This is a genomic window from Leifsonia sp. 466MF, from assembly GCF_900100265.1.
Classification (GTDB): Bacteria; Actinomycetota; Actinomycetes; order Actinomycetales; family Microbacteriaceae; genus Leifsonia.
The window spans coordinates 556,774-580,321 of sequence record NZ_LT629696.1; the positions used below are offsets into that span (position 1 = coordinate 556,774).

The following is a 23,548-nucleotide window of genomic DNA, read 5'->3' on the forward strand; positions in this document are numbered from 1 at the left end:
GCCGCCGGGACGCACGTCCGTCGCTCAGTGGGAGCGCGTCAACGCCCTCGCGCTCCGCAGGAAGGACGCCTCGAGCTCCTCGGCCGGGTCGAGGTAGCCGGCGACCATCGCGCCGTCACGGATGAGCATGAGATCGTCGGCGACGCCGCGCGGATCCGCGAGCCCGAGGGGCTCGACGATCTCGCGGAACGTGTTTTTGCACCACGCGCGGTGAGCGTCGACCGTCTGGCGGACGGAGCTCTCCGGGTCGGGGTACTCGGCAGCGGCGTTGATGAAGGGACAGCCGCGGAAGCCCTGCAGGCAGGAGAACTCCCCGAGCTGGGCGGCGATGAGCTGGAACACCCGGTCGGGGTCCCCGTCCGCAGCGGCGATCGCCCCCAGGATCCCGTCGCGCTCCTGCTGCGCACGGAGCTCGAGGTGTGCGACGACCAGGTCGTCCTTGCTCTTGAAGTGGCGGTAGAAGGTCACCTTGGTGGTGCCGGCGCGTTCGATCACCTTGTCCACGCTGACCGCGCGCAGGCCTTCGGCGTAGAACAGCTCCGTCGCGGCGCCGACCAACAGCTCGCGCATCGACGTCTTCACGTTCTCGATCATAGGTGGCTCTTTTCCGGGTCGCTTGCGAACACCGCTCGTTTGTGACTAGGGTGACGCATGTAGAGTTACTAGTCATTCTACATCGACTTACGAGAGAACGGAACGGCATGACAACCACCACATCCGAGGCGCGTCCAGCGGCCATCGCCTCGTCCCTGCGCACCCTCTACTTCGTCCGATTCGGCTTCGCGATCGTCTGGGCCATCATCGTCGGCGTGACGGCGGCGACCATCACGCCGCTGAGCGCCACGCTCCTCGTGCTCTACCCGGTGTTCGACGCTGTTGCCGCGGTCATCGATCACCGCGCCTCGCGGGGGACCCGATCGGCTGCCCTCCTGTACGTGAACATGGGGTTGAGCCTCCTCGCGGCCATCGGTCTGGCCTTCGCAGTGACGTCCGGCCGTGCCGCCGTGCTGCTGGTCTGGGGTCTGTGGGCGATCACGGCCGGCGTGGTGCAGCTCATCGTCGGGATCTCGCGGCGCTCTCTCGGAGGTCAGTGGCCGATGATCCTCAGTGGCGGCATCTCGGTGCTGGCAGGGGCGGCCTTCGCGCTGCAGTCCTCCGGAGCTTCGGCCTCCCTGGTGGGCCTAGCCGGCTACGCGACGCTGGGCGGCGCCTTCTTCCTGGTGTCGGCCATCCGCCTCAGCCGGACCGCCAAGGCGAACGACCGATGAGCGGGGCGGAGTACGACGTCATCGTCATCGGCGCCGGCCCGGTGGGGGAGAACGTCGCCGACCGCGCGGTGCAGGGCGGTCTCTCCGTCGTGATCGTGGAGGCGGAGCTGGTCGGCGGCGAGTGCTCGTACTGGGCCTGCATGCCGACGAAGGCCCTGCTGCGCGACGCGGCCGCCCTCCGCGCGGCCCGGAGCCTACCGGGCGCCGCGTCGGCGATCACGGGGGAGCTCGACACGGCCGCGGTACTCCAGCGCCGGGATCGGTTCGCGTCGCACTGGCACGACGATGGTCAGGTCGAGTGGCTCGAGGGTGCCGGCATCGCGCTCGTGCGCGGCCACGGGCGCCTCCTTGGTCCGCGCACCGTCGAGGTGACCGCGTCCGACGGGAGCGCCACGGTTCTGGTGGCGAAGCACGCAGTGGTCGTCGCGACGGGCACCAGCGCAGCCCTTCCGCCCATCCCCGGACTCGCCGAGTCGAAGCCCTGGACGAGCCGGGAGGCCGTCTCGGCCGAGCGCCTCCCCGAGCGCCTCGCGATCATCGGCGCAGGCGTGGTCGGTAGCGAGATGGCCACGGCCCATAGTTCGCTCGGCACGGCGGTGACGCTGATCGCCCGCGACGGCCTCCTTCCCCGTGTCGAGCCGTTCGCCCGCGACCAGGTGGCAGCCTCCTTTTCGGCCGACGGCGTGCGGCTCCTCCTCGGGGCGGAGCCGACGGAGGTCACCCGGGAGACCGACGGAACGATCCGCATCCGCTTGAGTGACGGTGAGACGGTACGAGCCGACGAGGTGCTGGTCGCCACCGGCCGCCGGCCCAATACCAGCGACATCGGCCTGGAGACCGTCGGGCTCGAACCCGGGAGCTGGCTCTCCGTCGACGAGACGCTCCGCGTGGTTGACGGCGACGGCATCCCCATCGCGAACGGAGGGTTGTACGCCACCGGCGACGTCAATGGTCGCGCCCTCCTGACCCACCAGGGCAAGTACCAGGCCCGTGCCACCGGTGACGTGATCGTCGCCCGCGCACTCGGCGCCGAGGTCGACGACGCTCCGTGGGGCCGGCATGCCGCAACGGCTGACCGCCATGCGGTGCCCCAGGTCGTCTTCACACATCCTGAGATCGCGTCCGTCGGCCACACCTTGGCGAGCGCGACCGCGGCGGGCCTGCGAGTGCGCCCGGTCGAGTACGACCTCGGCGCCGTCGCGGGTGCCGCTCTCCACGCGGACGGATACACCGGGCGGGCAAGCATGCTGATCGACGAGGATTCCGGAACGATCGTCGGCTTCACCGCCGTCGGTCCGGACACCGCCGAGCTGCTGCACGCGGCCACGATCGCCATCGCGGCGGCCGTCCCGATCGAGCGGCTCTGGCACGCCGTACCCGCCTACCCGACGATGAGCGAGCTCTGGCTGCGCTTGCTCGAGACGGCGGGCAGCGACACCCGCAACCGCACACACCGATCCACCGAACAGCTCGTCACGAGCGACCGATAACGAAAGAAGGACACCATGCCCACCAAGATCACCCTCATCATCGACAACCCCGCCGACGCAGCCGCGTTCGAGCGCGACTACACCGAGGTCGAGGCGCTCGCCCGCCGCCTCCCGGGCCTTCTCCGAGTGGAGGCCGCAAAGGTCTGGCCCAAGGAGGACGGCACGCCCACCCCCGCACACCGCACGCTCGATCTGTACTTCGACAGCTACGAGGACGCGTCCGCTGCGGTCTCCACACCGATCGCGGGCGAGTTCTTCCAGCGCCTGGTCGCAACGGGGACGCCGTTCACCGGACTCTTCTCGGACATCGAGCAGGGCTGACCGGCTCCCTTCCCTCGGTAGGAGCTACGGCCTGGGCGCCGCCCCTGAGGCGGCGCCCTCGGCGGCCGCCCGCTGTTCCGCCTCCAGCCGCTCCGCTTCCTCTCCGCCGATCGCTTCGCCCCGCGCGACGAGGCCGGCCTGGTCCGAGAGCGGGATCTGCTTGAGGAAGAGGGCGAGCAGGAAGGCGACGACGATGAACGGGATCAGATACCAGAACACCGGTGCCAGGGCGTCCGCGTAGGCGTTCACCACGCCGGTGTGCAGTGCGTCCGGGAGCTTGTTGAGGGCCTCCGGGCTCAGCGTCGCGGTGGCGCCCGCGGCATCGGCGGGGGAGGCGCCGGCCTTCGTGAAGACGCTGGTGAGGTTCTCGGTCAGTCGCGTGGTGAACAGGGTTCCGAATACCGCAGTGCCGAGTGCGGCACCGACCTCCCGGAAGTAGTTGTTCGTCGAGGTCGCCACCCCGATCTGCGCCGCGGGGACCGCGTTCTGTACGACGAGCACGACGACCTGCATGATCAGACCGAGGCCGGCGCCGAAGACGAACAGGAAGACGCAGATCAGCCAGATCGGCGTCGACGCCGACAGCGTCGTCATGCAGACCATCGCGATGCCGGTGAGGATCGTGCCGAGGATGGGGAACAGCTTGTACTTCCCCGTCCGGGTGATCGCGATGCCCGACAGGATGGACGTGCCGATCAGCCCGACCATCATCGGCAGCAGCAGGAGACCGGAAGCCGCGGCGGACGTGCCCGACGACATCTGCAGGAAAGTGGGGACGAAGCCGATGGCTGCGAACATCCCGATCCCGAGGGCGAGGCCGATCGCGGTCGCGTTCAGGAAGATCGGGTTGCGGAAGAGGGACAGCGGGATGATCGGGTCCTTCGCCCGCGCTTCGACCACCACGAAGAGCACCGCGGCGGCGAGCAGGCCGACACCCCAGGCCCAGGTGCCCAGCGAGCTCCAGCCGTGGTCCTTGTCGCCGCCGAAGTCGGTGAAGAAGATCAGGCAGGTGGTGGCGATCGAGAGGAGCAGGATGCCGAGGAGGTCGACCGGCTGGGTCGCCTTCTTGTTCGGCAGGCGCAGGGCGAAGAGGGCGATCACCAGGGCCGCGATGCCGACCGGGATGTTGATGTAGAACGCCCACTGCCAGGTCAGGTGATCGACGAAGAAGCCGCCGAGCAGCGGACCGCCGACGGCGGAGAGGCCGAAGATGCCCCCGAGCGGTCCGAGGTACTTGCCGCGCTCGTTGGCCGGCACGATGTCGGCGATGATCGCCTGCGACAGGATCATGAGGCCGCCACCGCCGAGACCCTGCATCGCGCGGAACACCACGAAGGTCCAGAAGTCGCCCGCGAATGCGCAGCCGATGGATGCCGCGGTGAAGACGGCGATCGCGATGATGAACAGCCACCGCCGGCCGAACACGTCGCCGAGCTTCCCGTAGACGGGCATCACGATCGTCGTGGCGAGCAGGTAGGCGGTGGTGATCCAGACCTGGTGCGAGACGCCGCCGAGGTCGCCGACGATGGTCGGCATGGCGGTCGAGACGATGGTCTGATCGAGGCTCGAGAGCAGCATCCCGGCGATGAGGGCGCTGAAGATGATCCAGATGCGGCGCTTGGTGAGCAGCATCGGCGCGGGGGCGATGGCCGTGGTCATGGTGTCCGTTCGGGTGTGGGAGAAGGGGTCAGACGAAGAGTTCGCGCACCACGCGGATGCGGCGGCGGACGATGGTGGGGAGATCGTCCGTCGTGTCCGGACGGAAGAACTCCTCGATGCCGGCGCGGAGCACACCGCCGACGAGCTGCACCGCGGCGGCGGCGCGGAGGTCGCCCGCGGGGAGGCCCTCGCGGCGCTCGACGAGTTCGATGTCGTCTCGCTCGGCGGCGCCGGCGACGGCGAGCAGGTGGCCGACCAGACGCGGCTCGCGTTCGAAGGCCTGGATGAGCTGGGCGACCTCGTCCGCGGTGATGCCCCCGAACGACCAGCGGTCGAGGTGCAGGGCGACGAGATCGTCGACCAGGGCCGGGATCCCGCGTGCGCCGGATGCGGCGAACCGCTCGGCGGCGCCGGACTCGTCGGCATCGACCGGGACGCCGATCACGGCGTTCTCCTTCGAGGCGAAGTAGTTGAAGAAGGTGCGGCGCGAGACGCCGACCTCGTCGCACAGCTCCTCGATCGTGTAGCCGTGGAGGCCGCGCTCGATGGTGAGTCGACGCGCGGCATCCTTGAGGCCGCGCGCGGTCTCGGCCTTGCGGCGGTCGCGGGTCGAAAGTGCACTTTCTGTCACGAGGTGCAAGTTTGCACTCTTTTACTGAGAGTGCAATGAGAGTGTCAGCCGGCTCGCCTGCCCTGCGAACGCACGGTGTCGGAAGGGCGTTCGCCGAACTCCCGCTGGTAGGCGGCCGCGAACCTGCCGAGGTGGACGAACCCCCAGCGGGCCGCGACCTCCGTGACCCGCGTGCTGCCCGGCTCCGCTGACTCCAGGTCGTCGTGAACCCGCTGGAGCCGGAGGCGCCGGAGATACGCCATCGGGGTGGTGTCGAGTGACCGGCGGAAGCCCTCCTGCAGGCTGCGCACGCTGACGGACACCTCCGCGGCGAGCTCGCCGACGGTCCAGGGATGCGCGGGGCTACTGCGCATCGCCTCCACCGCCCGGGACACGGGAGTCGTCCCGCTCGCGGGAGCGGGGCCGGCGAGAGTGGAGGAATAGTTGTGCGGCTGGGAGAACAGCAGGCTGTGCATCAACACCTGCTCCAACCGCTGCGTGACCAGTGGATACGCCAATGGGCCGCCGTCATCCCGTTGCGAAGCGTCGTCGATGAGCTGGAGGGAGTGGAGCACCATCTGCCCTCCGGGGGTCGCCAGGTCGAGTTCGGCGCTGAACTCGAGGGGGCGCGGGAGCTGCTCGCCGAGCAAGGCGGCCAGCTCGAGTTGCAGAGACTCCCGGGGGAACATCAGGGAGAGTTGGGCGAAGTGATCGTCGCAGTCCAGCTCGACCGGTCGACCGGGCATGAAGACGCCCGCCGCCTGCTGCGTCCCGTAGACCGGTGTCCCCAGACCCGCACGCATCATCGCGCGACCCACCGTGGGGATGTCGACGTGGAAGTTCTGCGCCTCCGCCGTCTGGATGCGGACCGCATCCCGGAATCGCATGTATCCGCACGTGACCTGGCCGACCCGCAGCGCATTGAGTTCCATCGCCATCGGATCCGAGGGGCGCGCCGACGGGAAGTCGATGGGCAGGAAGACGTCGCTCAGCGCCTCCCGAGCCTCCTCGACCCCTCGGGACGACGCGACACGACGGGTCGCGAACATCTCCACCACCTCCGATCGCATGCCGGGATTCTATGTGTCGGTTCTGAGGGTCGGAGCGCGCTGCGTGCGCAGATCGGATGCTCGCCCGCGTTCGCCGGATATCGGGTTCGCCGTACGTGCGCATAGCGTCAAAACCGTCGCGGCGCCCCCGGCCCGACGACGCACGGTGGCCCTCCCCTTCGGGTGGGGAGGGCCACTGTGTCCTCGAAACAGTCCCGGTCCCTCCCGGCGACCGATGACCCCGAAGGCGGTACCCGTGCGGATAAGTGGCGCGCGCCGAACCGCGACGGTCGTGCTCCATGGATGAGTCCGACCTTCGCGGACGGCCGAGGTGGTGCTCCCGCTGCGGCGCCCGCACCCGGATCGTCGTCAACCCGTACTACGGCGTCGGACTCGCCGTCCACCAGTACATCTCGACCTGCAAACGCTGCGGACTCGTCGAGTTCGTGAAGACCAAGCGCGTCGAGCCGAAGGCCGCGGAGCTGAGCGACGTTCCGTCCGCACCTCCTCGGCGGGCGGTGCTGACCTGGGCGGCGGCCCATCGCGTCGCTCTGAGCATCGCGGTCGTTCTCGGAGCGCTCTCGATCGCGATGGCGTTCGCTGCCCTTGCCAGCTGATCCACCGGCCGTGTGAGTGCGCTCACTTTCAAGCGTTGAATGAGGCGTGTCCGACTCGGGGGTGGATGGCGGTTCAAACGAGCCGTCTGTAAAGCGCCCCTCAACTGCATTTTTACTGCATGACACCAGCGCTGCATGACTGGACGCCCGGTGCAATCGGAGAGCGCAGAGGCGCGAAAGTCGCATTTGACAGCGACCGATAGTGCGCTAACATGGCCGACACGAACCCCAATCAACAAAGGAGTTGGACGTGACTGAGCCGTACACAGTCGTAGCGCTCTCGCCGCTGCAGATCCCGATCGTCGAGCCGGAAGACGCGCTGAAGAACACCAAGCGCATCATCTCGTTCATGAAGACGGCGGTCGGCGTTGCTGCGACCGAGGGCTACCCGGTGAAGCTCGTCGTCATCCCCGAGATGGCGATCCAGGGAATGCACATGGCATTCACCGCAGGCAACCGCGAGGCGGAGAAGAAGTTCGCCCGCACCATCCCCGGTCCGGAGACCGACGAGCTCGGCAAGGCCGCGCGCGAACTGAACACCTACATCGCCGGCGAGCTGTACCTCGTCGCCGACGACGACTTCCCAGACCGCTACTTCAACTGCGCGTTCATGATCGACCCGAATGGCGACGTCATCTACCGCCGCGCGAAGGCGACCAGTGACGGCTTCGAGGGCGGCACCCTCGGAACCACCAACCCGCACGACCTGTGGGACGAGTGGATTCAGAAGAAGGGTGATGGCAACGTGATGGACGCCATCTACCCCGTCGCGAAGACGCCCGACATCGGCAACATCGGCTACGTGATCTGCCACGAGGGCGCGTACCCCGAGATCGCCCGGGGGCTCGCCATGAACGGCGCCGAGATCATCATCCGCGCCACCCTGATCGAGCCGCAGACCTCGCAGGGCATGTGGGAGGTGCAGAACAAGGCGCACGCGCTGTTCAACAACGCGATCGTCGTCGCACCGAACCTCGGCCCGGAGCTCGGTCCGGACGGCGTCATCAACGACCTCTTCGGCGGCCGGTCGATGATCGTCAACCAGCGCGGCAAGATCATCACCGAGACGCCGGGCGTGACCGCCGGCGACACCTTCGTCAGCACGACGATCGACATCGACGCCCTGCGACGCGACCGTCAGTCGAACGGCGTGTTCAACGGCTTCAAGGATCTGCGCACCGAGCAGTACGCGGCGATCTACGAGAAGCCGATCTACCCCAAGAACCAGTACCTCGACGCTCCTCCGTCGGAAGGCTGGCTGGCCCGCGAGCGCGAGACGCGCGCCCGCAACATCAAGCTGCTCGAGGAGCGCGGGGTCTTCACCCCGCTCGACTGAGCGACCGACGGCGGCGGCATCCCGGACAAGTCCATCCCCTTGGTCCGGGATGTTGCCGCCCACACCACCTGCACCACCCGCACGACGCACTATCCGCTCCACGCCCCCCACGTGGCGCCGCCCGGCGCACGAACACCCCCAGCTCTACCTCGCACCGATCACCTCACAAGGAAGTGGAAAAATGATCAGCACCCGAACCCGGTCCATCCTCAAAGTCGCAGGAATCGCCGCGGCCACAGCGCTCCTCTTCACCGGATGCGCACGCGGCGGAACCGACGGAGCCGCCGCGAGCGACACCGACAAGAAGACGGGCAAAGGCCTCGTCATCGGCTGGAGCCAGCGCGGCATCAGCGGCAGCGACTGGTGGAAGACCCTCGTCGAGGGCGGCCAGGCCGAGGCGAAGAAGCTGGGTGCGACCATCCAGCTCCTCGACGCGAACGGCGACACGGTCCGCCAGAACGCCGACGTGCAGACCCTCATCACGAAGAACGTCGACGTGGTGATCATGAACCCGAACGACCCGATCGGCGTCGGCGCGTCCGTTGCCGCGCTGCAGAACGCGGACGTCCCCCTGGTGACCGTCAACTCCAACCTCGACCCCTCGCTGGTCAAGGACATGTACTGCTACGTCGCCGAGGACCAGGGCTACACCGGCTCCCTTGCCGGCGAGGTCGCTGCGAAGAAGGCGCTTGAGAAGTTCGGCGAGACCGGCGAGATCAAGATCGTCGGCATCGGCGGCTTCCCGGGCGATGTCCTCAGCGATCTGCGCTTCAACGGGTTCATGAAGGGTTACGAGAAGGTCATGAAGGACCACCCCGGAATCACGACGAAGAAGCTCGAGACGAAGTACGGCGAGTGGAAGCCGGACAAGGCTCTCGCGCCCATCCGCGATGTCGCGACGGCGAACCCCGACCTCAAGATCGTCTACAGCATGAGCGACGTGATGGAGGGCGGCATCGAGCAGGGTCTCCAGCAGGCAGGCATCTGGGGCGACGGCGTCATCGTCGCCGGTTACGACGGCGGAATGAACGTCGTCAAGGAGATGGTCGACAACCCGACCGGTCCGCTGCAGGCCACCGCCTCCAACCAGCCCTGGGACCAGGGGGTCGCCGCGGTGAAGATGGCCGTCGCCGCCTACAACAACGACAAGTCGGCGTGCCCCAAGAAGGAGGTCTTCATCAAGACCACCGTGGTCACGCCGGAGAACGCCAAGCAGTACTACAAGCCCGCCGACACCTACGTGCGGGCGAACGACTAGGCGCGAAGCAGCGCCTCCAGGAGTCGCTGCGCCCGATGTCATCGGTTCGGGCGCAGCGACCAGGTCTTCGAAGAACACACGTCACAAGGAAGTGCAGAGGAAACATGGACGAGCTCCAGCTCGAGGGCATCACCAAGGGATACCTCGGAGTCCAGGCCCTCAAGGGGGTCAGCTTCTCGGTCAAGCGGGGAAGCATCCACGCCCTGGCGGGTCAGAACGGCGCCGGCAAGTCGACGCTCGTCAAGATCCTCTCCGGTGCCGAGACGCCCGACGGCGGAACCATCCGCCTCGGCGGCGAGGTCATGCGGTTCCGGGAGCCGACGGATGCGCAGGCCGCCGGCATCCACACCATCTACCAGGAGCTGAGCCTGGTGCCGTCGCTCTCGGTGGCGGAGAACATCTTCCTCGGCACACTGCCCACCAAGGGCGCGGTCGTCGACTGGAACACGATGCAGGCGAAGGCGCGCGAGGCGCTGGCGCGGGTCGGCTTCGACCTCGATGTCCGTCAGCCCGTCTCGAGCTTCTCCGTCGCGGAGCAGCAGGCCGTCGAGCTGGCCAAAGCGCTCCACAAGGATGCGCGGGTGCTGCTCCTCGACGAGCCGACCTCGACCCTCCCGCTGCCCGATGTCGAGCGCCTGTTCACGGTGCTGCGCCGCCTCGCCGCCGAGGGCGTCACCCTCCTGTACATCTCTCACCGCATGGATGAGCTCTACAACCTGTGCGACGCCGTCACCGTCCTGCGCGACGGCGTCACAGCCGCGAACCTCAGCACGGCGGAGACCAAGCCCGCGGATGTCGTGACGGCCATGGTCGGGAAGAGCCTCGAAGGATCGATCGCCGACGCCGCCCTGCGTGGCGAGCGCAGCCCCCGGCTCGGCGCCGGCCGCACCGACACCGTCCTGATGTCCGCACGCGGCCTCGGTGAGGACGAACGGGTCTCGGACATCGACTTCGACCTGTACCAGGGCGAGGTGCTCGGCATCGCCGGTCTCATCGGCTCGGGCCAGTCGGAGCTCGCGAGCCTGCTCGCCGGCGCCCGCAGGAAGACGGACGGTGCGCTCCTGATGGACGACAAGCCGGTCGACTTCGCTTCGCCGCGCGACGCCATCCGCCGCGGCATCGGCTTACTGCCGCAGGACCGCAAGGCCCAGGGCTTCATCCCGGAGATGGGCGTCGCCGGCAACATCACGCTCGCGAGCATGCCGATGTTCAGCCGGCTCTCCGTCATCGACGGCAAGCGCGAGAAGCGCGCGGCGCAGGACATGGTGACGAAGCTCGGGATGAAGGTCTCCGGCGTCAACCAGCCGATGAAGACCCTGAGCGGCGGGACGCAGCAGAAGGGCATCCTCGCCCGGTGGCTCGTGCGCTCCTCCCGTCTCCTCATCTGCGACGAGCCGACCCGCGGTGTCGACGTCGGCGCCAAGGAGGACATGTACGAGCTGATCCGCGACTTCGCCCGGTCGGGCGGAACCGTGATCATCGCGAGCTCCGAGATCTCGGAGGCGATGATGTGCGACCGCGTCCTCGTGATGGCGCGCGGCCGCGTCGTGGCCGAGTTCGATCACGACGAGATCGATCCGCAGGGCCAGCGGATCCTCCAGCTGCTCGCCTGAGCGGCACCGAATCCAGAAAAAGACCCCTGACGAGAAACCCAATGACGGGAAAGACAATGTCGAACAACACCCTCCAAGAGCCGGTGAAGTCCACCGGCGAGTCCTCGGACACGCGCTCCCGCTCGGCGTGGAGCAGCGTCCTCAAGCGCCTCCTGCCGAAGACCTACCTCCTGCTGGTGCTCGTCGTGATCATCGTGATCGGCTACTACGTCTCCGGCGACTTCCTCACGCTGAGGAACGCGGAGAACGTGATCGCGGCGGCGTCCATCGTGGCGGTGCTCGCGGTCGGCCAGTTCTTCGTGATCCTCACCGGCGGCATCGACCTGTCGGTCGGCTCCATCCTGGCCATGTCCACCGTCATCGTCGCGCTGACCCTGCAGGCCGGGATGGCGACAGGGCTCTCGGTGGCCTTCACCCTGTTCTGCTGCGGGATCGCCGGGTTGATCAACGGCCTGCTCGTCGTGTGGCTGCGCATCCCGCCGTTCATCGCGACGCTCGCCATGATGAGCGCCGTCAAAGGCTTCAGTTACATCATCCAGTCGACCAGCCTCATCCAGATCACGGACCAGACCTTCATCGACCTGTTCGCCCGCGGCACGAGCCTCGGCCTGCAGAACCCGGTCATGATCTTCCTGGTCGTGATGATCGTCGCCGCACTCGTGGCGAAGTTCACCACCTTCGGCCGCTCGCTCTACGCGATCGGCGGCAACCCGGAGGCCGCACGCCTGTCGGGTCTCCCGGTGGCGCGCAACCTGATCATCACGTACACGATGTCCGGGCTGTTGGCCGGTCTGGCCGGCCTCATCGCCGCTGCCCAGCTGCGACAGGGGAGCTCCCTCATCGGTGTCGGGTACGAGCTGGATGCGATCGCGGCCGTCGTGGTCGGCGGCGCCTCCCTGATGGGCGGCAAGGGCGACCCGATCAGCGCCGTCATCGGTGTGTTCGTCCTCGCGACGATCATCAACGTGATGAACCTGGTGGGCATCTCCTCGGAGCCGCAACTCGTCATCAAGGGCGCCGTGATCGTTGTCGCGGTCTTCCTGTCCAGTGCGGGCGGCGTGCAGAGGATCTCCGGATTCTTCCGCAAGCACTTCGGCCGCCGCACCGTCCGGGCTGCGAGCTGACGACGTGTCGGCACCATCGAGCAACGAGAACCCGTCGACGACTCGCGGTGCCAGGATGATCGATGTCGCCCGTCTCGCCGGGGTCTCCCAGCAGACCGTCTCGCGAGTGGTCAACGGTAGCCCCAACGTGGCCCCGGAGATCCGGGATCGCGTGGAGGTGGCCATCCGCCAGCTCCGCTACCGCCGCAACCCCGCGGCACGCGCCCTGGCGAACGGCCGGACGATGAACATCGGGATCGTCAGCTTCGGCCTGGCCCAGTACGGCCCGTCCGTCGCCCTGAGCGGCATCGCCGACGAGGCCAGGAAGGCCGGCTACGCGACCAACCTCGTCACCCTCGGCGACGTGGACCGGGCCGCCATGAAAGCCGCCCTCGACCACCTGGTGGAGGACTCCGTCGACGGGATCGTCGTCCTGGCACCCGTGCAGGCGGCACTCGAGGCGATCTCCGGGCTGGATGCGGGCGTGCCGCTCGTGGTCTTCGAACCCGGCGCCCCGGAGGGGACGCGGAGCGTCGCGACGGACGAGGTCGCCGGAGCAGAACTCGCGACGCAGTACCTCCTCGACCTCGGCCACGAGACGGTCTGGCAGGTGGCGGGTCCGGCCGGATGGCTGGGCAGCGAGGCGCGGATCCGCGGGTGGGCGCGCACCCTTGCCTCGGCGGGGCGCGTCACCAACCGGGTCATCTCCGGCGACTGGTCGACCCGCTCCGGGTATGACGCGGGGTGCGAGATCGCGCGCAACCCGAAGATCACAGCGGTCTTCGTGGCCAACGACCAGATGGCGCTCGGCGTCGTCAAGGCTCTCGCCGACGCGGGCCTCCGCGTGCCGGAGGACGTCAGCGTGGTCGGCTTCGACGATGTCCCCGAGTCGCAGTACTACCAGCCGGCGCTCACCACCGTTCGCCTGGACTTCGAGGAGGTCGGGCGCCTGGCGGTCGACCGCATCCTGCACCTGATGCGGGGTGGCCAGGCCGGCCCGCTTCCCCGGGTGGACCCGACGCTCGTCGTCCGACAGAGCACCGCGCCGCCCTCCTGAACGAACACGAACCACCCACACCCCTTGAGAGAGAAAGCGAAGCTCATGACCACCAAACAATTCGGGCGCACCAGCCTCACCGTCTCCGACGTCTGCGTCGGAACCAGCGCCCTCGGCAGCTTCCCCGCCCAGTACGGATACGAAGTGGACACCGAGACGGCGGTCGCGACGATCCGGCGCGTCTTCGAGGGACCGTTCACCTTCATCGACACCTCCAACGAGTACGGCGGCGGCGAGAGCGAGAAGCGAATCGGGCAGGCCATCCGCGAGAGCGGGGGAGTCCCGGAGGGTGTCGTCGTCGCCACCAAGGTCGACCCGATTCCGGGGACCACCGACTTCTCCGGCGACCGCGTCCGTCGATCGGTCGAGGAGAGCCTCGAACGGCTCGGCCTCGACACCCTCCCGCTGGTCTACCTGCACGACCCCGAGAAGATCAGCTTCGAGGAGGGCGTCGCTCCCGGCGGCCCGCTCGAGGCACTGATCGCCCTGCGCGACCAGGGGGTCATCGACTACCTCGGTGTCGCCGGCGGACCGATCGACCTCGAACTGCAGTACCTCGCGACCGAGGCCTTCGACGCGGTCATCAGCCACAACCGGTTCACGCTCGTCGACCAGTCGGCCGAGCCGCTGCTCGACGACGCCCAGGCGCGCGGGGTGGCATTCGTGAACGCGGCACCGTTCGGCGGCGGGATGCTCGTGAAGGGCCCGGACGCCGTCCCCACCTACTGCTACGCCCCCGTCGCCGACGAGGTGCTGGAGCGCGTGCGCCGGATGGAGGCCCTCTGCGCCGAGCACGGTGTCCCGCTCGCCGCCGCCGCACTGCAGTTCTCGCTCCGTGACCCGCGGGTCACCTCCACCATCGTCGGGATGTCCGAGCCCAAGCGGGTCGCCCAGACGGTCGAGCTCGCCGAGTTCGAGATCCCCGACGCCCTCTGGGATGCGCTACTGCCGATCGCGCGACTGGGTCGCGCCGGCGTGCTCGCCTGAGCGAAGCATCCCGGACCAGAACGTTCACACGGAAGGACAGACAATGACCACCCTCAAGAACCCCGAGCCCGTCGACGTCGTGATCGTCGGCGCCGGCGCCGGCGGTGCGACCGCCGCCAAGGTGCTGACCGAGGCCGGCCTCCGCGTCGTCGGTCTCGAGCGGGGCCCGTGGCTGAAGCCCGAGCACGCATCCGGCGACGAGCTGAAGTTCCTCAACCGCAACTTCATCTGGCAGGACCCGAAGCTCAAGCCCCGCACCTACCGCCAGAACGACAGCGAGGAAGGTGTCATCACCAACTTCTCGGCGACCCCGCAGGTCGTCGGCGGCGGCACCACCCACTGGGGCGGCATGGTCCCGCGGATGACGGAGAACGACTTCCGCCTCCGCTCGATCCACGGCGACGTCGAGGGCGCGAGCCTGGTCGACTGGCCCATCACCTACGACGACCTCGAGCCGTACTACACCCGCGTGGAGTGGGAGTTCGGCACCTCGGGCCTCGGCGGGGCCAACCGGTGGGAGGGACGCCGCAGCCGCGACTACCCCACAAAGCCGGCGCCGCTCAGCCAGATCGGCCGCAAGTTCGCCACGGCGATGAACAAGATGGGGCACAGCACCTTCCCGATGCCGCAGGGCATGGTGACCGAGCCGTACCGGGGCCGCAAGCCGTTCAGCGAGAACGGGTTCTGGCAGCAGTACCCCGACCCGGGCAACGGCAAGTCGTCGACGCTCATCAGCTTCATTCCGGACGCCATCAACACGGGCCTCTACGACCTGCGTTCCGACTGCTACGTCAGCGAGATCCTCGTCGACAAGACGGGCAAGGCGACCGGCGTGCGCTACCAGGACGAGAACGGCAACGAGTTCGTCCAGAACGCCAAGGCCGTCATCGTCTGCGGCGGCGGCATCGAGACGCCGCGCCTGCTCCTCATGTCGAAGTCGGCGCTGTTCCCCGACGGTCTCGGCAACGGGAGCGGCCAGGTCGGCAAGAACGCGACGTTCCACCAGTACTCGTTCTCCGTTGGCCTGTTCGACAAGGAGCTGCACGATCCGCTCTACGGATGGTCCGGCCACTACATGAACCTGTGCTCGTTCGACTTCTACGAGACCGACGAGTCGCGCGGGCACATCCTCGGGTCGCTGATCTTCCCGTCGATGCTCGGGCACCCCGTCAACTGGAGCTTCCCGGGCCGGCCCACGTGGGGCCAGGCCGCGAAGGACGCCGACCGCGACCTGTTCAACTACAGCATGAAGATCGGCATCCTGCTCCACGATCTGCCGGTCGAGTCGAACCGCGTCGACCTGGATCCGACGGTGAAGGACGCGTGGGGCCTCCCGGTCGCCCGTATCACCCACACGCCGCACGCGAACGACTTCGCGCAGGAGAAGTGGCAGGTGAAGAAGAACGGCGAAATCCTCGAGGCCGCGGGAGCATCCAAGGTCGTGCCGGTCAACATGGAGCGGATCACGGGCAACACCTCGCACGAGCTCGGCACCGCCCGCATGGGCAACGACCCGGCGACCTCGGTCGTCGACAAGTGGTGCCGGTCGCACGAGGTCCCCAACCTCTACGTGTTCGACGCGAGCTTCTTCCCCACGGCCACCGGCATCAACCCCGCGCTGACGATCATGGCCAACGCCTGGCGCTGCGCCGACCGCATCATCGCTGTGGACCGCCACGGCTGGACCGACTGACACGCGACTTCAGAGGAGACGACGAAACATGGGACAGGCAGAATGGGTGACCGTACCGATCTCGACGCGAGACACGGATGGTCCGCTCTTCTTCACGGAGCACGAATGGGCGACTGTCGAGGCCGCCACTGCGCGCATCATTCCGACGGACCACCACCCGGGGGCGAAGGAGGCGGGCGTGGTCCGCTTCATCGACCGGATGCTGGCGGGGACGCAGTTCGTCTTCCCCGCCGCTGACGGCAAGGGGTTCCTGCGCATGGAGGGGCTCGAAGAGAAGGCCTGGCAGGAGCGCATCGAGAGCCGCCAGCGGTTCTACCGTGAGGGCATCGTCGAGCTGGACGCGATCTCGGCCGAGAAGTTCGGCTCCGAGTTCATCGAGCTCGACGACGAACAGCAGGATGCCGTGCTCGAGACCATCTCGAGGAAGGAGAAGCCGGCGAGGTTCGTCTTCACCGAGTCCGACGGTCAGGGCAGCGGGGGAGCGCCGGCCGGCAACCAGCCGGTCAACGAGGACTTCCTCGAGTTCTTCCCACTGCTGGTGCTGAACACCCGGCAGGGCTTCTACGGCGATCCGGTCTACGGCGGGAACGACAACCGCGTCGGGTGGAGGGTCATCGGCTTCCCGGGGCCGCCGTCGCTGGCGTCGACCATGGACGGCAGCTACACGACGCTGGAGTACATGATCCCCGAAGCGGAGTGGCCGTACGAGCAGCACCCGGCGGTGCTGCGCTACGGCAACCGCTGAGCCGTCGGCTCCACCCGTCACCGGCCGGGCGCTCGCGGGCCCCCGGCCGGTGACGGCCATAATTGGGGGATGACGGAGACGAGAACCGGCGTGCCGCGTGCGGCGCGCATGGTCGATGTGGCCCGCCTCGCCGGAGTGTCGCAGCAGACGGTCTCGCGGGTGGTCAACGGCCACAGCAACGTCTCTCCCGACATCCGGGACCGGGTGGAGGCCGCGATGGTTCAGCTGCGCTACCGCCGGAATTCCGCCGCGCGGGCGCTGGCGACCAGCCGGTCGATGAACCTCGGGGTGCTCAGCTATGCGCTCTCCGTCCACGGCCCGGCGCTGGCGCTGTTCGGTATCGCGGAGGAGGCGCGGCGCAACGGCTACTCGACGAGCCTCGTCAGCATCGCGGAGATCGACCAGGCCAGCATCCGGGCAGGCCTCGACTCGCTCGTCGACAGCGGCGTGGACGCGATCGTCGTGCTCGCGCCGATGACCGCGGCGGCGGAGGTCCTGCAGCGACTCGACTCCGACGTGCCCGTCGTGCGCTTCGAGCAGGGGTCGCCCGCGGGACCTGCCACGATCTCCATCGACGAGACGCTGGGTGCCCAGCTGGCGACCCGCCATCTTCTCGATCTCGGACACCGGACCGTGCACTTCGTGGGCGGCCCCGCAGGGTGGATGGCATCCGAGGCGCGTCGGCACGGGTGGCGGACGGAGCTCGCCCTCGCGGGCCGAACGGTCCCCGAGGTGTTCGAGTCGGACGATTGGTCCGCCGAATCCGGGTACCGGGCCGGGCTGAGGATCGCCGCCGACAGATCGATCACTGCGGTGCTGGCGATCAACGACGTGATGGCGCTCGGCGTCATCAAGGCGCTCGCCGACCAGGGAGTCAGGGTTCCCGGCGACGTGAGCGTCGTCGGTTTCGACGACCGGGACGAGTCCGCGTACTTCCAGCCCGCGCTGACGACCGTCCGGCTGGATTTCACCGAGGTCGGACGTCGTGCCGTCGAAAGTGTCCTGGGTGCGCTTCGAGGCGAGACGCCCGCCACCATCCCGCTGATCCAGCCCGAACTGAAGGTGCGGGACAGCACGGGGCCGGTGCGCTGACTCTGCTCAGCCGCCGTCCGGCTCAGCCGCCGGATTGGCCGATGCTGGTGACCAGGTTGATGGCCACGGCGATCAGGACCGTTCCGAAGAAATAGGACAACAGGGCGTGGGCGAGCGCTTTGCGGCGGATGTCCGTCGCCGTCGGCTGGATGACGGACGCCGAGTACGACATCCCGATCGTGAACGCGAAGTAGGCGAAGTCGCTGTAGGTGGGCTGCGTCTCCTGCGTGAGGTCGAACCCGCTTCGCTGATGATCGATGAAGTACATGCGTGCGTACTTCAGCGCGTAGACCGTGTTGACCAGCGCCCAGGCGACGATGGTGCCGAGGCATCCCAGGATGACGAGCGCGACGGAGACGGCGTCCCCGTTCCTGTCCCGGGATTGCACGACGGCCAGGATCACGGCGGCGACGCTGGCGAAGCACGCCGTGACGATCGCGTCGTCGGTCACGTGCGAGATCGACTCCTCGCGGGCGACGCGTTCGGTGCCCTCGGGGTCCTGCGGCCAGCAGATCACCCACACCCACACGAGTGCGGTGAGACCGGCGATGCACCACCCCACCAGCGGACCGAGGGGCGGTGTCAGCAGCACCGCCGCGAGGATGCCGGCCACCCCGCCCGCCGCGACGCACAGGAGCGCGCGGCGGACGGAGAGCACCCGGCGGGTCGTCGAGGACGCGCGACGACTGCTGGGGCGGGTGGTCATCTCAGGCGCCGACGGGGTGCAGCACGACCTTGGTCCAGCCGTCGTCGCGGTTGTCGAAGTGCTCGTAGGCGTCGGGCGCCTCGTCGAGGGACAGCTCGTGGCTGACGATCCAGGACGGGGTGGCCTTTCCGGACGCGATGAGGTCGCGCAGACGCCGGTTGTACTTCTTCACCGGGGCCTGACCGCTGCCCATCTTCTGACCGCGGAACCAGAACTCGCCGAAATCGAACACGACTTCGCCCTGTTTCGCGAAATCGTCCGACGCCCCGGGGTCCTGGGGGATGTAGACGCCCACCACCCCGATGTCACCGGTGAACCGGACCGACTTGACCAGCCGGTTCAGGGTCATGTTCGGGTGCTCGTGGCCTTCGACGTCGTGCGCCTGGTATCCGACGCATTCGCATCCGTTGTCGGCGCCGAGTCCCATCGTCATCTCGTTGACGGCCTCGACCGGGTCCACCTTCGAGTCGTCGATCGCGATCGCTCCGATCTCCTCGATCAGCCTCAGGCGGTCGGGGTGACGGTCGACGACCATGACCTTGCTCGCTCCCTTCAGGATCGCGGAGTAGGCGGCCATGCATCCCACCGGACCGGCTCCGTAGATCACCGTCTGATCACCGGGTTTGACGTTGGCCATCTCGGTGGCGTGGTAGCCGGTCGGGAAGATGTCGGCCAGCATCACGTAGTCGGTCTGCTTCTCCTCGGCACCCTCTCCCAGGCGCAGGCAGTTGAAGTCGGCCCACGGCACCCGGAGGAACTCCGCTTGCCCACCGGCCCAGGGGCCCATGTCGGCGAAGCCGTAGGCGGCGCCCGCCCACTCCTTCTTCGGCTGCGCGGTGAGGCAGTAATTCGTGAGTCCGCGCTCGCAGTTCTTACAATGCCCGCAGGCGACGTTGAAGGGGAGCACGACGTAGTCGCCCACCTTCACCTTGTCGACGCCGTCTCCGACCTCGATGACCTGACCCATGTTCTCGTGGCCGAACCAGCGCCCGGTCTCGAAGTCGGTCCTCCCTTCGTACATGTGCAGGTCGGAACCGCAGATATTCGTCGTGGTGATTCGGACGAGGGCGTCCGTCGGCCGCTCGATGCGAGCATCCGGGACGTCGTTGACACTGACCGATCGCGCACCTTCGTACACGACTGCTTTCATGATCTTGTCTTCCATGGATGGTGATGATCCGCAACTGCAAGGCCTCAGCGGCCACGGCTCGGAGGGAGCGGTCGAGGGCCGTCCGGAATCATCAGAGGCAGCCCTGATCATCGTGATCGCCGAAGTCGGGCTCGGGTCTCCCCGATCGCTCTGCACAGCGGGACTCATCCCTTTTCCCATCGCACACGCGAGTGCATCAACACGCTGGATGCTCCCCCCGAGTCCTCGTCTGTGCAAGGGGGTGCACGACACGATGTATTCTTGAGTACACTCAAAATTGAGTCCACTCAAGAAAGGTGCAGAGATGAAAGCCGTCGTTCTCCCCTCGTACGCGTCCTCCCTCCTCGTGGAGGATGTGCCGGAGCCGGTGCCCGGACCGCGCGACGTGCTGATCGACGTGCACGCCGCCGGTCTGAATCAGCTCGACGAGAAGCTCCGCGCGGGCGACTTCAAGCAGATCGTTCCGCTCGAGCTCCCCACGATCCTCGGGCACGATGTCGCCGGCACCGTCGCCGCGGTCGGGCCGGAGGTGCGGGCGTTCGCGCCAGGCGACCGGGTGTACGGGAGGGTGCGGGACGGGCGGATCGGCACCTTCGCTCAGCGCATCGCCGCCGACGAGAACGATCTCGCTCCCATTCCCGCCGCCCTCACGATGCACGAAGCCGCATCCCTTCCCCTGGTTGCGCTGACCGCGTGGCAGGCGCTCGTTGTGCGGGCCCGGGTGCAGCCGGGACAGAAGGTCCTCATCCACGCCGGCGCCGGGGGAGTCGGCTCGATCGCGATCCAGCTGGCCACGCACCTCGGGGCCACGGTCGCCACGACGGCGAGTGCGGCGAACGCCGAGTTCGTGAGCTCGCTCGGCGCCGACACCGTGATCGACTACCGCGCGGACGATTTCGAGCGGCAGCTCAGCGGCTACGACGTGGTGCTCGACAGCGTGGGCGGCGAGAACCTGATGAGGTCGCTGCGCACCCTGCGCCCGGGTGGCGTCGCCGTCGGGATCGCCGGGCCGCCGGATCCGGCTTTCGCACGTCGGCTCGGACTCAATCCCGTCCTGCGCGCGGGCATAGCCGCGCTCAGCAGCAGTGTGCGCCGCACCGCCCGACGGCTCGGCGTGGAGTACTCCTTCCTGTGGATGTCGGCCAGCGGCGAGCAGCTGCGCCAGATCTCCGCGCTGGTCGAGTCCGGCGCGCTCCGTCCGATCGTCGACCGGGTCATCCCGTTCGAGGAGATCCCGGAGGCGGTCGCACGCCTGGGGAAGGGCGGCGGCCGCGGAAAGACCGTCGCCGCGATCGCGGGCGCTGGAGGGGACTGACCGATCGGCGTGGGCTGGCGCGTTAGGGTGATCACCAGCCGAACCGTGAAGGGATGAGATGACCGCCACCCCCGCAGCCCCCGGCCGGCGAGAGCGCAACAAGCAGGAGAAACTCGACCGGATCATCGCGGCGGCCGGCGCCCTCTTCGCCGAGCGCGGCGTCGACGAGGTCACCACCCAGGAGGTGGCCGCGGCCGCGGACATCGGCGCGGGCACCCTGTTCTTCTACGCCCGCACCAAGGGCGAGCTCCTGCTGATGGTGCAGAACGCCCTCTACGCCGACGCGCTCGACGAGGGGCGCGAAGCCGCCCAGGCGCTCGATGATCCGGTGGATGCGGTGCTCGCCATCGCCGACCCGATCATCCACTGCAACCGCGCACAGGTCGACAACGGGCGCACCTACCTCCGCGAGATGGTCTTCGGTGACCCGACGGAACCGCACCACGCCAAGGCGCTCGAGATCGTCGCGCAGACCGAGCAGGCGATGGCCGAGACGATCGCGCGCACGGGCGGCGGTGTCGGCGATCCGGCCGCTCTGGCCCACATCGTCTCCGCCATCCTCTTCATCGCGATGTCCGCCAGTCCCGCCGGCACCAACGTGGAGGCGATCCGGGATGATGTGCGGCGCCAGCTCGGCGCGCTGCTCGGGTAGCGGTCGGGTTCAGGCGTTGGTCCATCCGCGATGAGGGCCCGCATCCCCGGCAGGTGGCCCCTGCCCGCGCATACGCGGCCTGCGGTATGACGTGCGTATGCCCAGGACCCGAGGCCGGGGCTCGAACCTCGTTCCGATCGCCGGCCAGCTTCGCACCTACAAGCGTTCGTGGCTGCGCGGCGATCTGATCGCCGGCGTGACCGTCGCCGCGCTCATCGTCCCCAAGAACCTGGGGTATGCGGGCATTGCGGGCATCCCGCTGCAGAACGGGCTCTACGCCGCCGCCGCCGGAGCGATCGTGTACGCGATCTTCGGCACCAGTCGGCAGATCTCGATGGGTCCGAGTTCCGGGCTGGCTGCCGTCGCCGCCAGCGCCGTGCTCGCCGCGGGCATCACGGGAGAGCAGGATGTCGCATCCTTCGTCGCCGGCATCACCCTCGCGTCGGGCATCCTGTTCCTGCTCCTCGCCGTGCTCAAGATGGGCTGGATCGCCCAGTTCCTCTCGCGTGCCGTGGTCACCGGGTTCCTGTTCGGCGCGGCGATCGACGTCGTCATCGGGGAGCTGCCGAAGCTGACCGGAACCGAGGTCACGGGGTCCAATCCCCTCCAGGAGCTGTGGTCGTGGATTGGGTCGCTCGGCGACGCGCACCGGACGACGGTCCTCGTCGGAGTCATCTCGCTGGTCGTCGTCTTCGGGCTGCGGGCGATCGCGCCACGTGTCCCCGGGGCATTGGTCCTCGTGGTGGGCGGGTTGGTGGCAGCGGCTGTCCTCGATCTCGGCGCCAAGGGCGTCGCGCTGGTCGGGGACGTTCCGCGAGGACTGCCCGCGCCCGAGGTTCCGGACCTGGCGCAGCTCTGGGAGCACGCCGGCACCGTCGCGGTCGCCGCGGTCGCTCTCGTGCTGATCGGGTTCTCGCAGACGGCGGGGGACGCGCGCACGTTCGCCGCCAAGCACCGCTACCAGATCGACATCAACCAGGAGTCGGTCGCCCAGTCGCTGGCGAACATCACGGCGGGGCTGTTCCGGGGAATGCCTGTCTCGACGAGCCTGTCGGCGAGCTCGCTGAACGACCGCTCCGGGGCGAAGACGGGGGTGGCCTCCCTCACCTCCGGGGTCACCGTCCTGCTGACGCTGCTGTTCCTGGCGCCGCTGTTCTCGAACCTGCCCAAGGCGGTACTCGGTGCGCTGATCATCGAGGCGGTGGTCATGGGGATGATGGACCTGCCGGAGATGCGGCGGCTCTTCCGGGTGAAGAAGGTCGACTTCTGGATCGCCGTCGTCGCCCTCCTCGGAACGCTGGTCTTCGGCGTGCTCGCGGGCGTCGTCATCGGCATCGGACTCTCGCTGGTGTGGCTGATCGCCGTGGCGACCCATCCGGAGATGCCGATCCTCGGCCGGGAGCGCGGAACGCAGGTGTTCCGCGAAGTGGATGAGCACCCCGAGGACGAAGTGCTGCCCAGCGTGGCGGTGCTCCGGTTCGACGGCGGCCTCTTCTTCGCCACCGCGGACGCGCTCGAGGACAGGCTCCGCGATGTCATTCAGAGCGAGCCCGCGCTCACCGGGGTCGTGATCGACTGCGAGGGCATCAACTTCATCGACTCGCAGGGTGCCGCCACGATGGCCGACGTCGTCACGCTCGCTCGCGACGCCGGCCTCGACCTCCGCATCACCCGTCTGAAGCCGGGCCCGCGGGCCGTTCTGGAACGGGATGGCGTGATCGCGTTGGTCGGCGCCGACCACATCCACGGCAACATCCACCGCGCCGTGCAGGCGGAACAGGATGCCGCGAACGGTCGCAAGAGCGACGGGTGACGTGTCCGACAAGG

General features: G+C 68.3%; 22 protein-coding genes. 16 read left to right on the forward strand and 6 right to left on the reverse strand.

What is annotated here, in order from left to right; genetic code table 11:
- Positions 1-24: 24 nt before the first annotated feature.
- Positions 25-594: a TetR/AcrR family transcriptional regulator gene (locus tag BLR91_RS02640; RefSeq protein ID WP_089877288.1), complete on the reverse strand. Its 570-nt coding sequence runs from the start codon at positions 592-594 to the stop codon at positions 25-27.
- Between the two features lie 107 nt (positions 595-701).
- Between BLR91_RS02640 and BLR91_RS02645 the strand changes: the two genes are divergently transcribed.
- Genes BLR91_RS02645 through BLR91_RS02655 form a run of 3 tightly spaced genes read left to right on the forward strand, consistent with a single transcriptional unit; the run spans position 702 to position 3,079 of the window.
- On the forward strand, positions 702-1,268 hold the full coding sequence (locus tag BLR91_RS02645; protein ID WP_089877287.1) for a hypothetical protein: 567 nt from the start codon (positions 702-704) through the stop codon (positions 1,266-1,268).
- Positions 1,265-2,758 (forward strand): dihydrolipoyl dehydrogenase family protein, encoded by a 1,494-nt coding sequence (locus tag BLR91_RS02650; protein ID WP_089877285.1) that lies wholly within the window; start codon positions 1,265-1,267, stop codon positions 2,756-2,758. Before BLR91_RS02645 ends, BLR91_RS02650 begins: the two co-directional genes overlap by 4 nt.
- A gap of 15 nt (positions 2,759-2,773) precedes the next feature.
- Entirely contained in the window at positions 2,774-3,079 is a 306-nt protein-coding gene (locus BLR91_RS02655) for an EthD family reductase (RefSeq protein WP_018192089.1), read from the forward strand.
- Positions 3,080-3,103: 24 nt separating this feature from the next.
- Here the strand turns inward: BLR91_RS02655 and BLR91_RS02660 are convergent, their stop codons facing one another.
- The 3 genes from BLR91_RS02660 to BLR91_RS02670 are packed head-to-tail and all read right to left on the reverse strand — an operon-like array spanning position 3,104 to position 6,418.
- A complete protein-coding gene (locus BLR91_RS02660; RefSeq protein ID WP_089877283.1) occupies positions 3,104-4,738 on the reverse strand; it encodes an MDR family MFS transporter in 1,635 nt (544 codons plus the stop codon).
- Between the two features lie 28 nt (positions 4,739-4,766).
- On the reverse strand, positions 4,767-5,369 hold the full coding sequence (locus BLR91_RS02665; RefSeq protein ID WP_089881591.1) for a TetR/AcrR family transcriptional regulator: 603 nt from the start codon (positions 5,367-5,369) through the stop codon (positions 4,767-4,769).
- Between the two features lie 44 nt (positions 5,370-5,413).
- The gene (locus tag BLR91_RS02670; protein ID WP_089877281.1) at positions 5,414-6,418 is read right to left on the reverse strand and encodes an AraC family transcriptional regulator; all 1,005 of its coding nucleotides are present in this window, start codon (positions 6,416-6,418) and stop codon (positions 5,414-5,416) included.
- Positions 6,419-6,696: 278 nt separating this feature from the next.
- Here BLR91_RS02670 and BLR91_RS02675 point away from each other — a divergent pair, with 278 nt between their 5' ends.
- From BLR91_RS02675 to BLR91_RS02720, 10 genes are all read left to right on the forward strand, one after another.
- Positions 6,697-7,014, forward strand: coding sequence for a hypothetical protein (locus BLR91_RS02675; RefSeq protein ID WP_089877279.1), 318 nt, complete (start codon positions 6,697-6,699; stop codon positions 7,012-7,014).
- Positions 7,015-7,264: 250 nt separating this feature from the next.
- Positions 7,265-8,350, forward strand: a complete 1,086-nt coding sequence (locus tag BLR91_RS02680; RefSeq protein WP_018192084.1) for a nitrilase-related carbon-nitrogen hydrolase — start codon at positions 7,265-7,267, stop codon at positions 8,348-8,350.
- 181 nt (positions 8,351-8,531) lie between these two features.
- Entirely contained in the window at positions 8,532-9,608 is a 1,077-nt protein-coding gene (locus BLR91_RS02685) for a sugar ABC transporter substrate-binding protein (RefSeq protein ID WP_018192083.1), read from the forward strand.
- A 104-nt stretch (positions 9,609-9,712) separates the two neighbouring features.
- Positions 9,713-11,221 carry a sugar ABC transporter ATP-binding protein gene (locus BLR91_RS02690; RefSeq protein ID WP_020076852.1) on the forward strand — a complete coding sequence of 503 codons (1,509 nt, stop codon included), beginning with the start codon at positions 9,713-9,715 and terminating at the stop codon, positions 11,219-11,221.
- A 41-nt stretch (positions 11,222-11,262) separates the two neighbouring features.
- Entirely contained in the window at positions 11,263-12,345 is a 1,083-nt protein-coding gene (locus BLR91_RS02695; protein WP_231371250.1) for an ABC transporter permease, read from the forward strand.
- A 55-nt stretch (positions 12,346-12,400) separates the two neighbouring features.
- Positions 12,401-13,381, forward strand: a complete 981-nt coding sequence (locus tag BLR91_RS02700) for a LacI family DNA-binding transcriptional regulator (protein WP_018192080.1) — start codon at positions 12,401-12,403, stop codon at positions 13,379-13,381.
- 45 nt (positions 13,382-13,426) lie between these two features.
- Positions 13,427-14,368, forward strand: coding sequence for an aldo/keto reductase (locus BLR91_RS02705; RefSeq protein ID WP_089877277.1), 942 nt, complete (start codon positions 13,427-13,429; stop codon positions 14,366-14,368).
- Between the two features lie 43 nt (positions 14,369-14,411).
- Positions 14,412-16,061, forward strand: coding sequence for a GMC family oxidoreductase (locus BLR91_RS02710; protein WP_089877275.1), 1,650 nt, complete (start codon positions 14,412-14,414; stop codon positions 16,059-16,061).
- Positions 16,062-16,089: 28 nt separating this feature from the next.
- Positions 16,090-16,806: a gluconate 2-dehydrogenase subunit 3 family protein gene (locus BLR91_RS02715; protein WP_089877273.1), complete on the forward strand. Its 717-nt coding sequence runs from the start codon at positions 16,090-16,092 to the stop codon at positions 16,804-16,806.
- A 108-nt stretch (positions 16,807-16,914) separates the two neighbouring features.
- Entirely contained in the window at positions 16,915-17,898 is a 984-nt protein-coding gene (locus tag BLR91_RS02720) for a LacI family DNA-binding transcriptional regulator (RefSeq protein WP_089877271.1), read from the forward strand.
- A gap of 22 nt (positions 17,899-17,920) precedes the next feature.
- Here the strand turns inward: BLR91_RS02720 and BLR91_RS02725 are convergent, their stop codons facing one another.
- Positions 17,921-18,604 (reverse strand): DUF1345 domain-containing protein, encoded by a 684-nt coding sequence (locus tag BLR91_RS02725; RefSeq protein WP_089877269.1) that lies wholly within the window; start codon positions 18,602-18,604, stop codon positions 17,921-17,923.
- 1 nt (position 18,605) lies between these two features.
- Positions 18,606-19,769 (reverse strand): glutathione-independent formaldehyde dehydrogenase, encoded by a 1,164-nt coding sequence (locus tag BLR91_RS02730; protein WP_231918802.1) that lies wholly within the window; start codon positions 19,767-19,769, stop codon positions 18,606-18,608.
- A gap of 289 nt (positions 19,770-20,058) precedes the next feature.
- On the opposite strand from BLR91_RS02730, the gene BLR91_RS02735 reads away from it, so the two are divergent.
- The 3 genes from BLR91_RS02735 (at position 20,059) to BLR91_RS02745 (ending at position 23,534) form a co-directional block, all read left to right on the forward strand.
- Positions 20,059-21,069, forward strand: coding sequence for an NADP-dependent oxidoreductase (locus BLR91_RS02735; RefSeq protein ID WP_089877267.1), 1,011 nt, complete (start codon positions 20,059-20,061; stop codon positions 21,067-21,069).
- 58 nt (positions 21,070-21,127) lie between these two features.
- Positions 21,128-21,721: a TetR/AcrR family transcriptional regulator gene (locus tag BLR91_RS02740; RefSeq protein ID WP_089877264.1), complete on the forward strand. Its 594-nt coding sequence runs from the start codon at positions 21,128-21,130 to the stop codon at positions 21,719-21,721.
- A gap of 97 nt (positions 21,722-21,818) precedes the next feature.
- Complete coding sequence (locus BLR91_RS02745) at positions 21,819-23,534, forward strand: SulP family inorganic anion transporter (RefSeq protein WP_089877262.1); 1,716 nt, start codon at positions 21,819-21,821, stop codon at positions 23,532-23,534.
- The last annotated feature ends 14 nt before the right edge of the window (positions 23,535-23,548 follow it).

Excerpts from the sequence above, each read along its gene's own strand:
- BLR91_RS02715 (WP_089877273.1), top strand. The coding sequence starts at position 16,090 with ATGGGACAGGCAGAATGGGTGACCGTACCGATCTCGACGCGAGACACG.
- BLR91_RS02695 (WP_231371250.1), top strand. The coding sequence starts at position 11,263 with ATGACGGGAAAGACAATGTCGAACAACACCCTCCAAGAGCCGGTGAAG.
- BLR91_RS02725 (WP_089877269.1), bottom strand. The coding sequence starts at position 18,604 with ATGACCACCCGCCCCAGCAGTCGTCGCGCGTCCTCGACGACCCGCCGG.
- BLR91_RS02655 (WP_018192089.1), top strand. The coding sequence starts at position 2,774 with ATGCCCACCAAGATCACCCTCATCATCGACAACCCCGCCGACGCAGCC.
- BLR91_RS02650 (WP_089877285.1), top strand. The coding sequence starts at position 1,265 with ATGAGCGGGGCGGAGTACGACGTCATCGTCATCGGCGCCGGCCCGGTG.
- BLR91_RS02685 (WP_018192083.1), top strand. The coding sequence starts at position 8,532 with ATGATCAGCACCCGAACCCGGTCCATCCTCAAAGTCGCAGGAATCGCC.
- BLR91_RS02745 (WP_089877262.1), top strand. The coding sequence starts at position 21,819 with ATGCCCAGGACCCGAGGCCGGGGCTCGAACCTCGTTCCGATCGCCGGC.
- BLR91_RS02660 (WP_089877283.1), bottom strand. The coding sequence starts at position 4,738 with ATGACCACGGCCATCGCCCCCGCGCCGATGCTGCTCACCAAGCGCCGC.
- BLR91_RS02640 (WP_089877288.1), bottom strand. The coding sequence starts at position 594 with ATGATCGAGAACGTGAAGACGTCGATGCGCGAGCTGTTGGTCGGCGCC.
- BLR91_RS02670 (WP_089877281.1), bottom strand. The coding sequence starts at position 6,418 with ATGCGATCGGAGGTGGTGGAGATGTTCGCGACCCGTCGTGTCGCGTCG.
- BLR91_RS02720 (WP_089877271.1), top strand. The coding sequence starts at position 16,915 with ATGGTCGATGTGGCCCGCCTCGCCGGAGTGTCGCAGCAGACGGTCTCG.
- BLR91_RS02730 (WP_231918802.1), bottom strand. The coding sequence starts at position 19,769 with ATGGAAGACAAGATCATGAAAGCAGTCGTGTACGAAGGTGCGCGATCG.
- BLR91_RS02675 (WP_089877279.1), top strand. The coding sequence starts at position 6,697 with ATGGATGAGTCCGACCTTCGCGGACGGCCGAGGTGGTGCTCCCGCTGC.
- BLR91_RS02710 (WP_089877275.1), top strand. The coding sequence starts at position 14,412 with ATGACCACCCTCAAGAACCCCGAGCCCGTCGACGTCGTGATCGTCGGC.
- BLR91_RS02735 (WP_089877267.1), top strand. The coding sequence starts at position 20,059 with ATGAAAGCCGTCGTTCTCCCCTCGTACGCGTCCTCCCTCCTCGTGGAG.
- BLR91_RS02700 (WP_018192080.1), top strand. The coding sequence starts at position 12,401 with ATGATCGATGTCGCCCGTCTCGCCGGGGTCTCCCAGCAGACCGTCTCG.
- BLR91_RS02740 (WP_089877264.1), top strand. The coding sequence starts at position 21,128 with ATGACCGCCACCCCCGCAGCCCCCGGCCGGCGAGAGCGCAACAAGCAG.
- BLR91_RS02645 (WP_089877287.1), top strand. The coding sequence starts at position 702 with ATGACAACCACCACATCCGAGGCGCGTCCAGCGGCCATCGCCTCGTCC.
- BLR91_RS02705 (WP_089877277.1), top strand. The coding sequence starts at position 13,427 with ATGACCACCAAACAATTCGGGCGCACCAGCCTCACCGTCTCCGACGTC.
- BLR91_RS02690 (WP_020076852.1), top strand. The coding sequence starts at position 9,713 with ATGGACGAGCTCCAGCTCGAGGGCATCACCAAGGGATACCTCGGAGTC.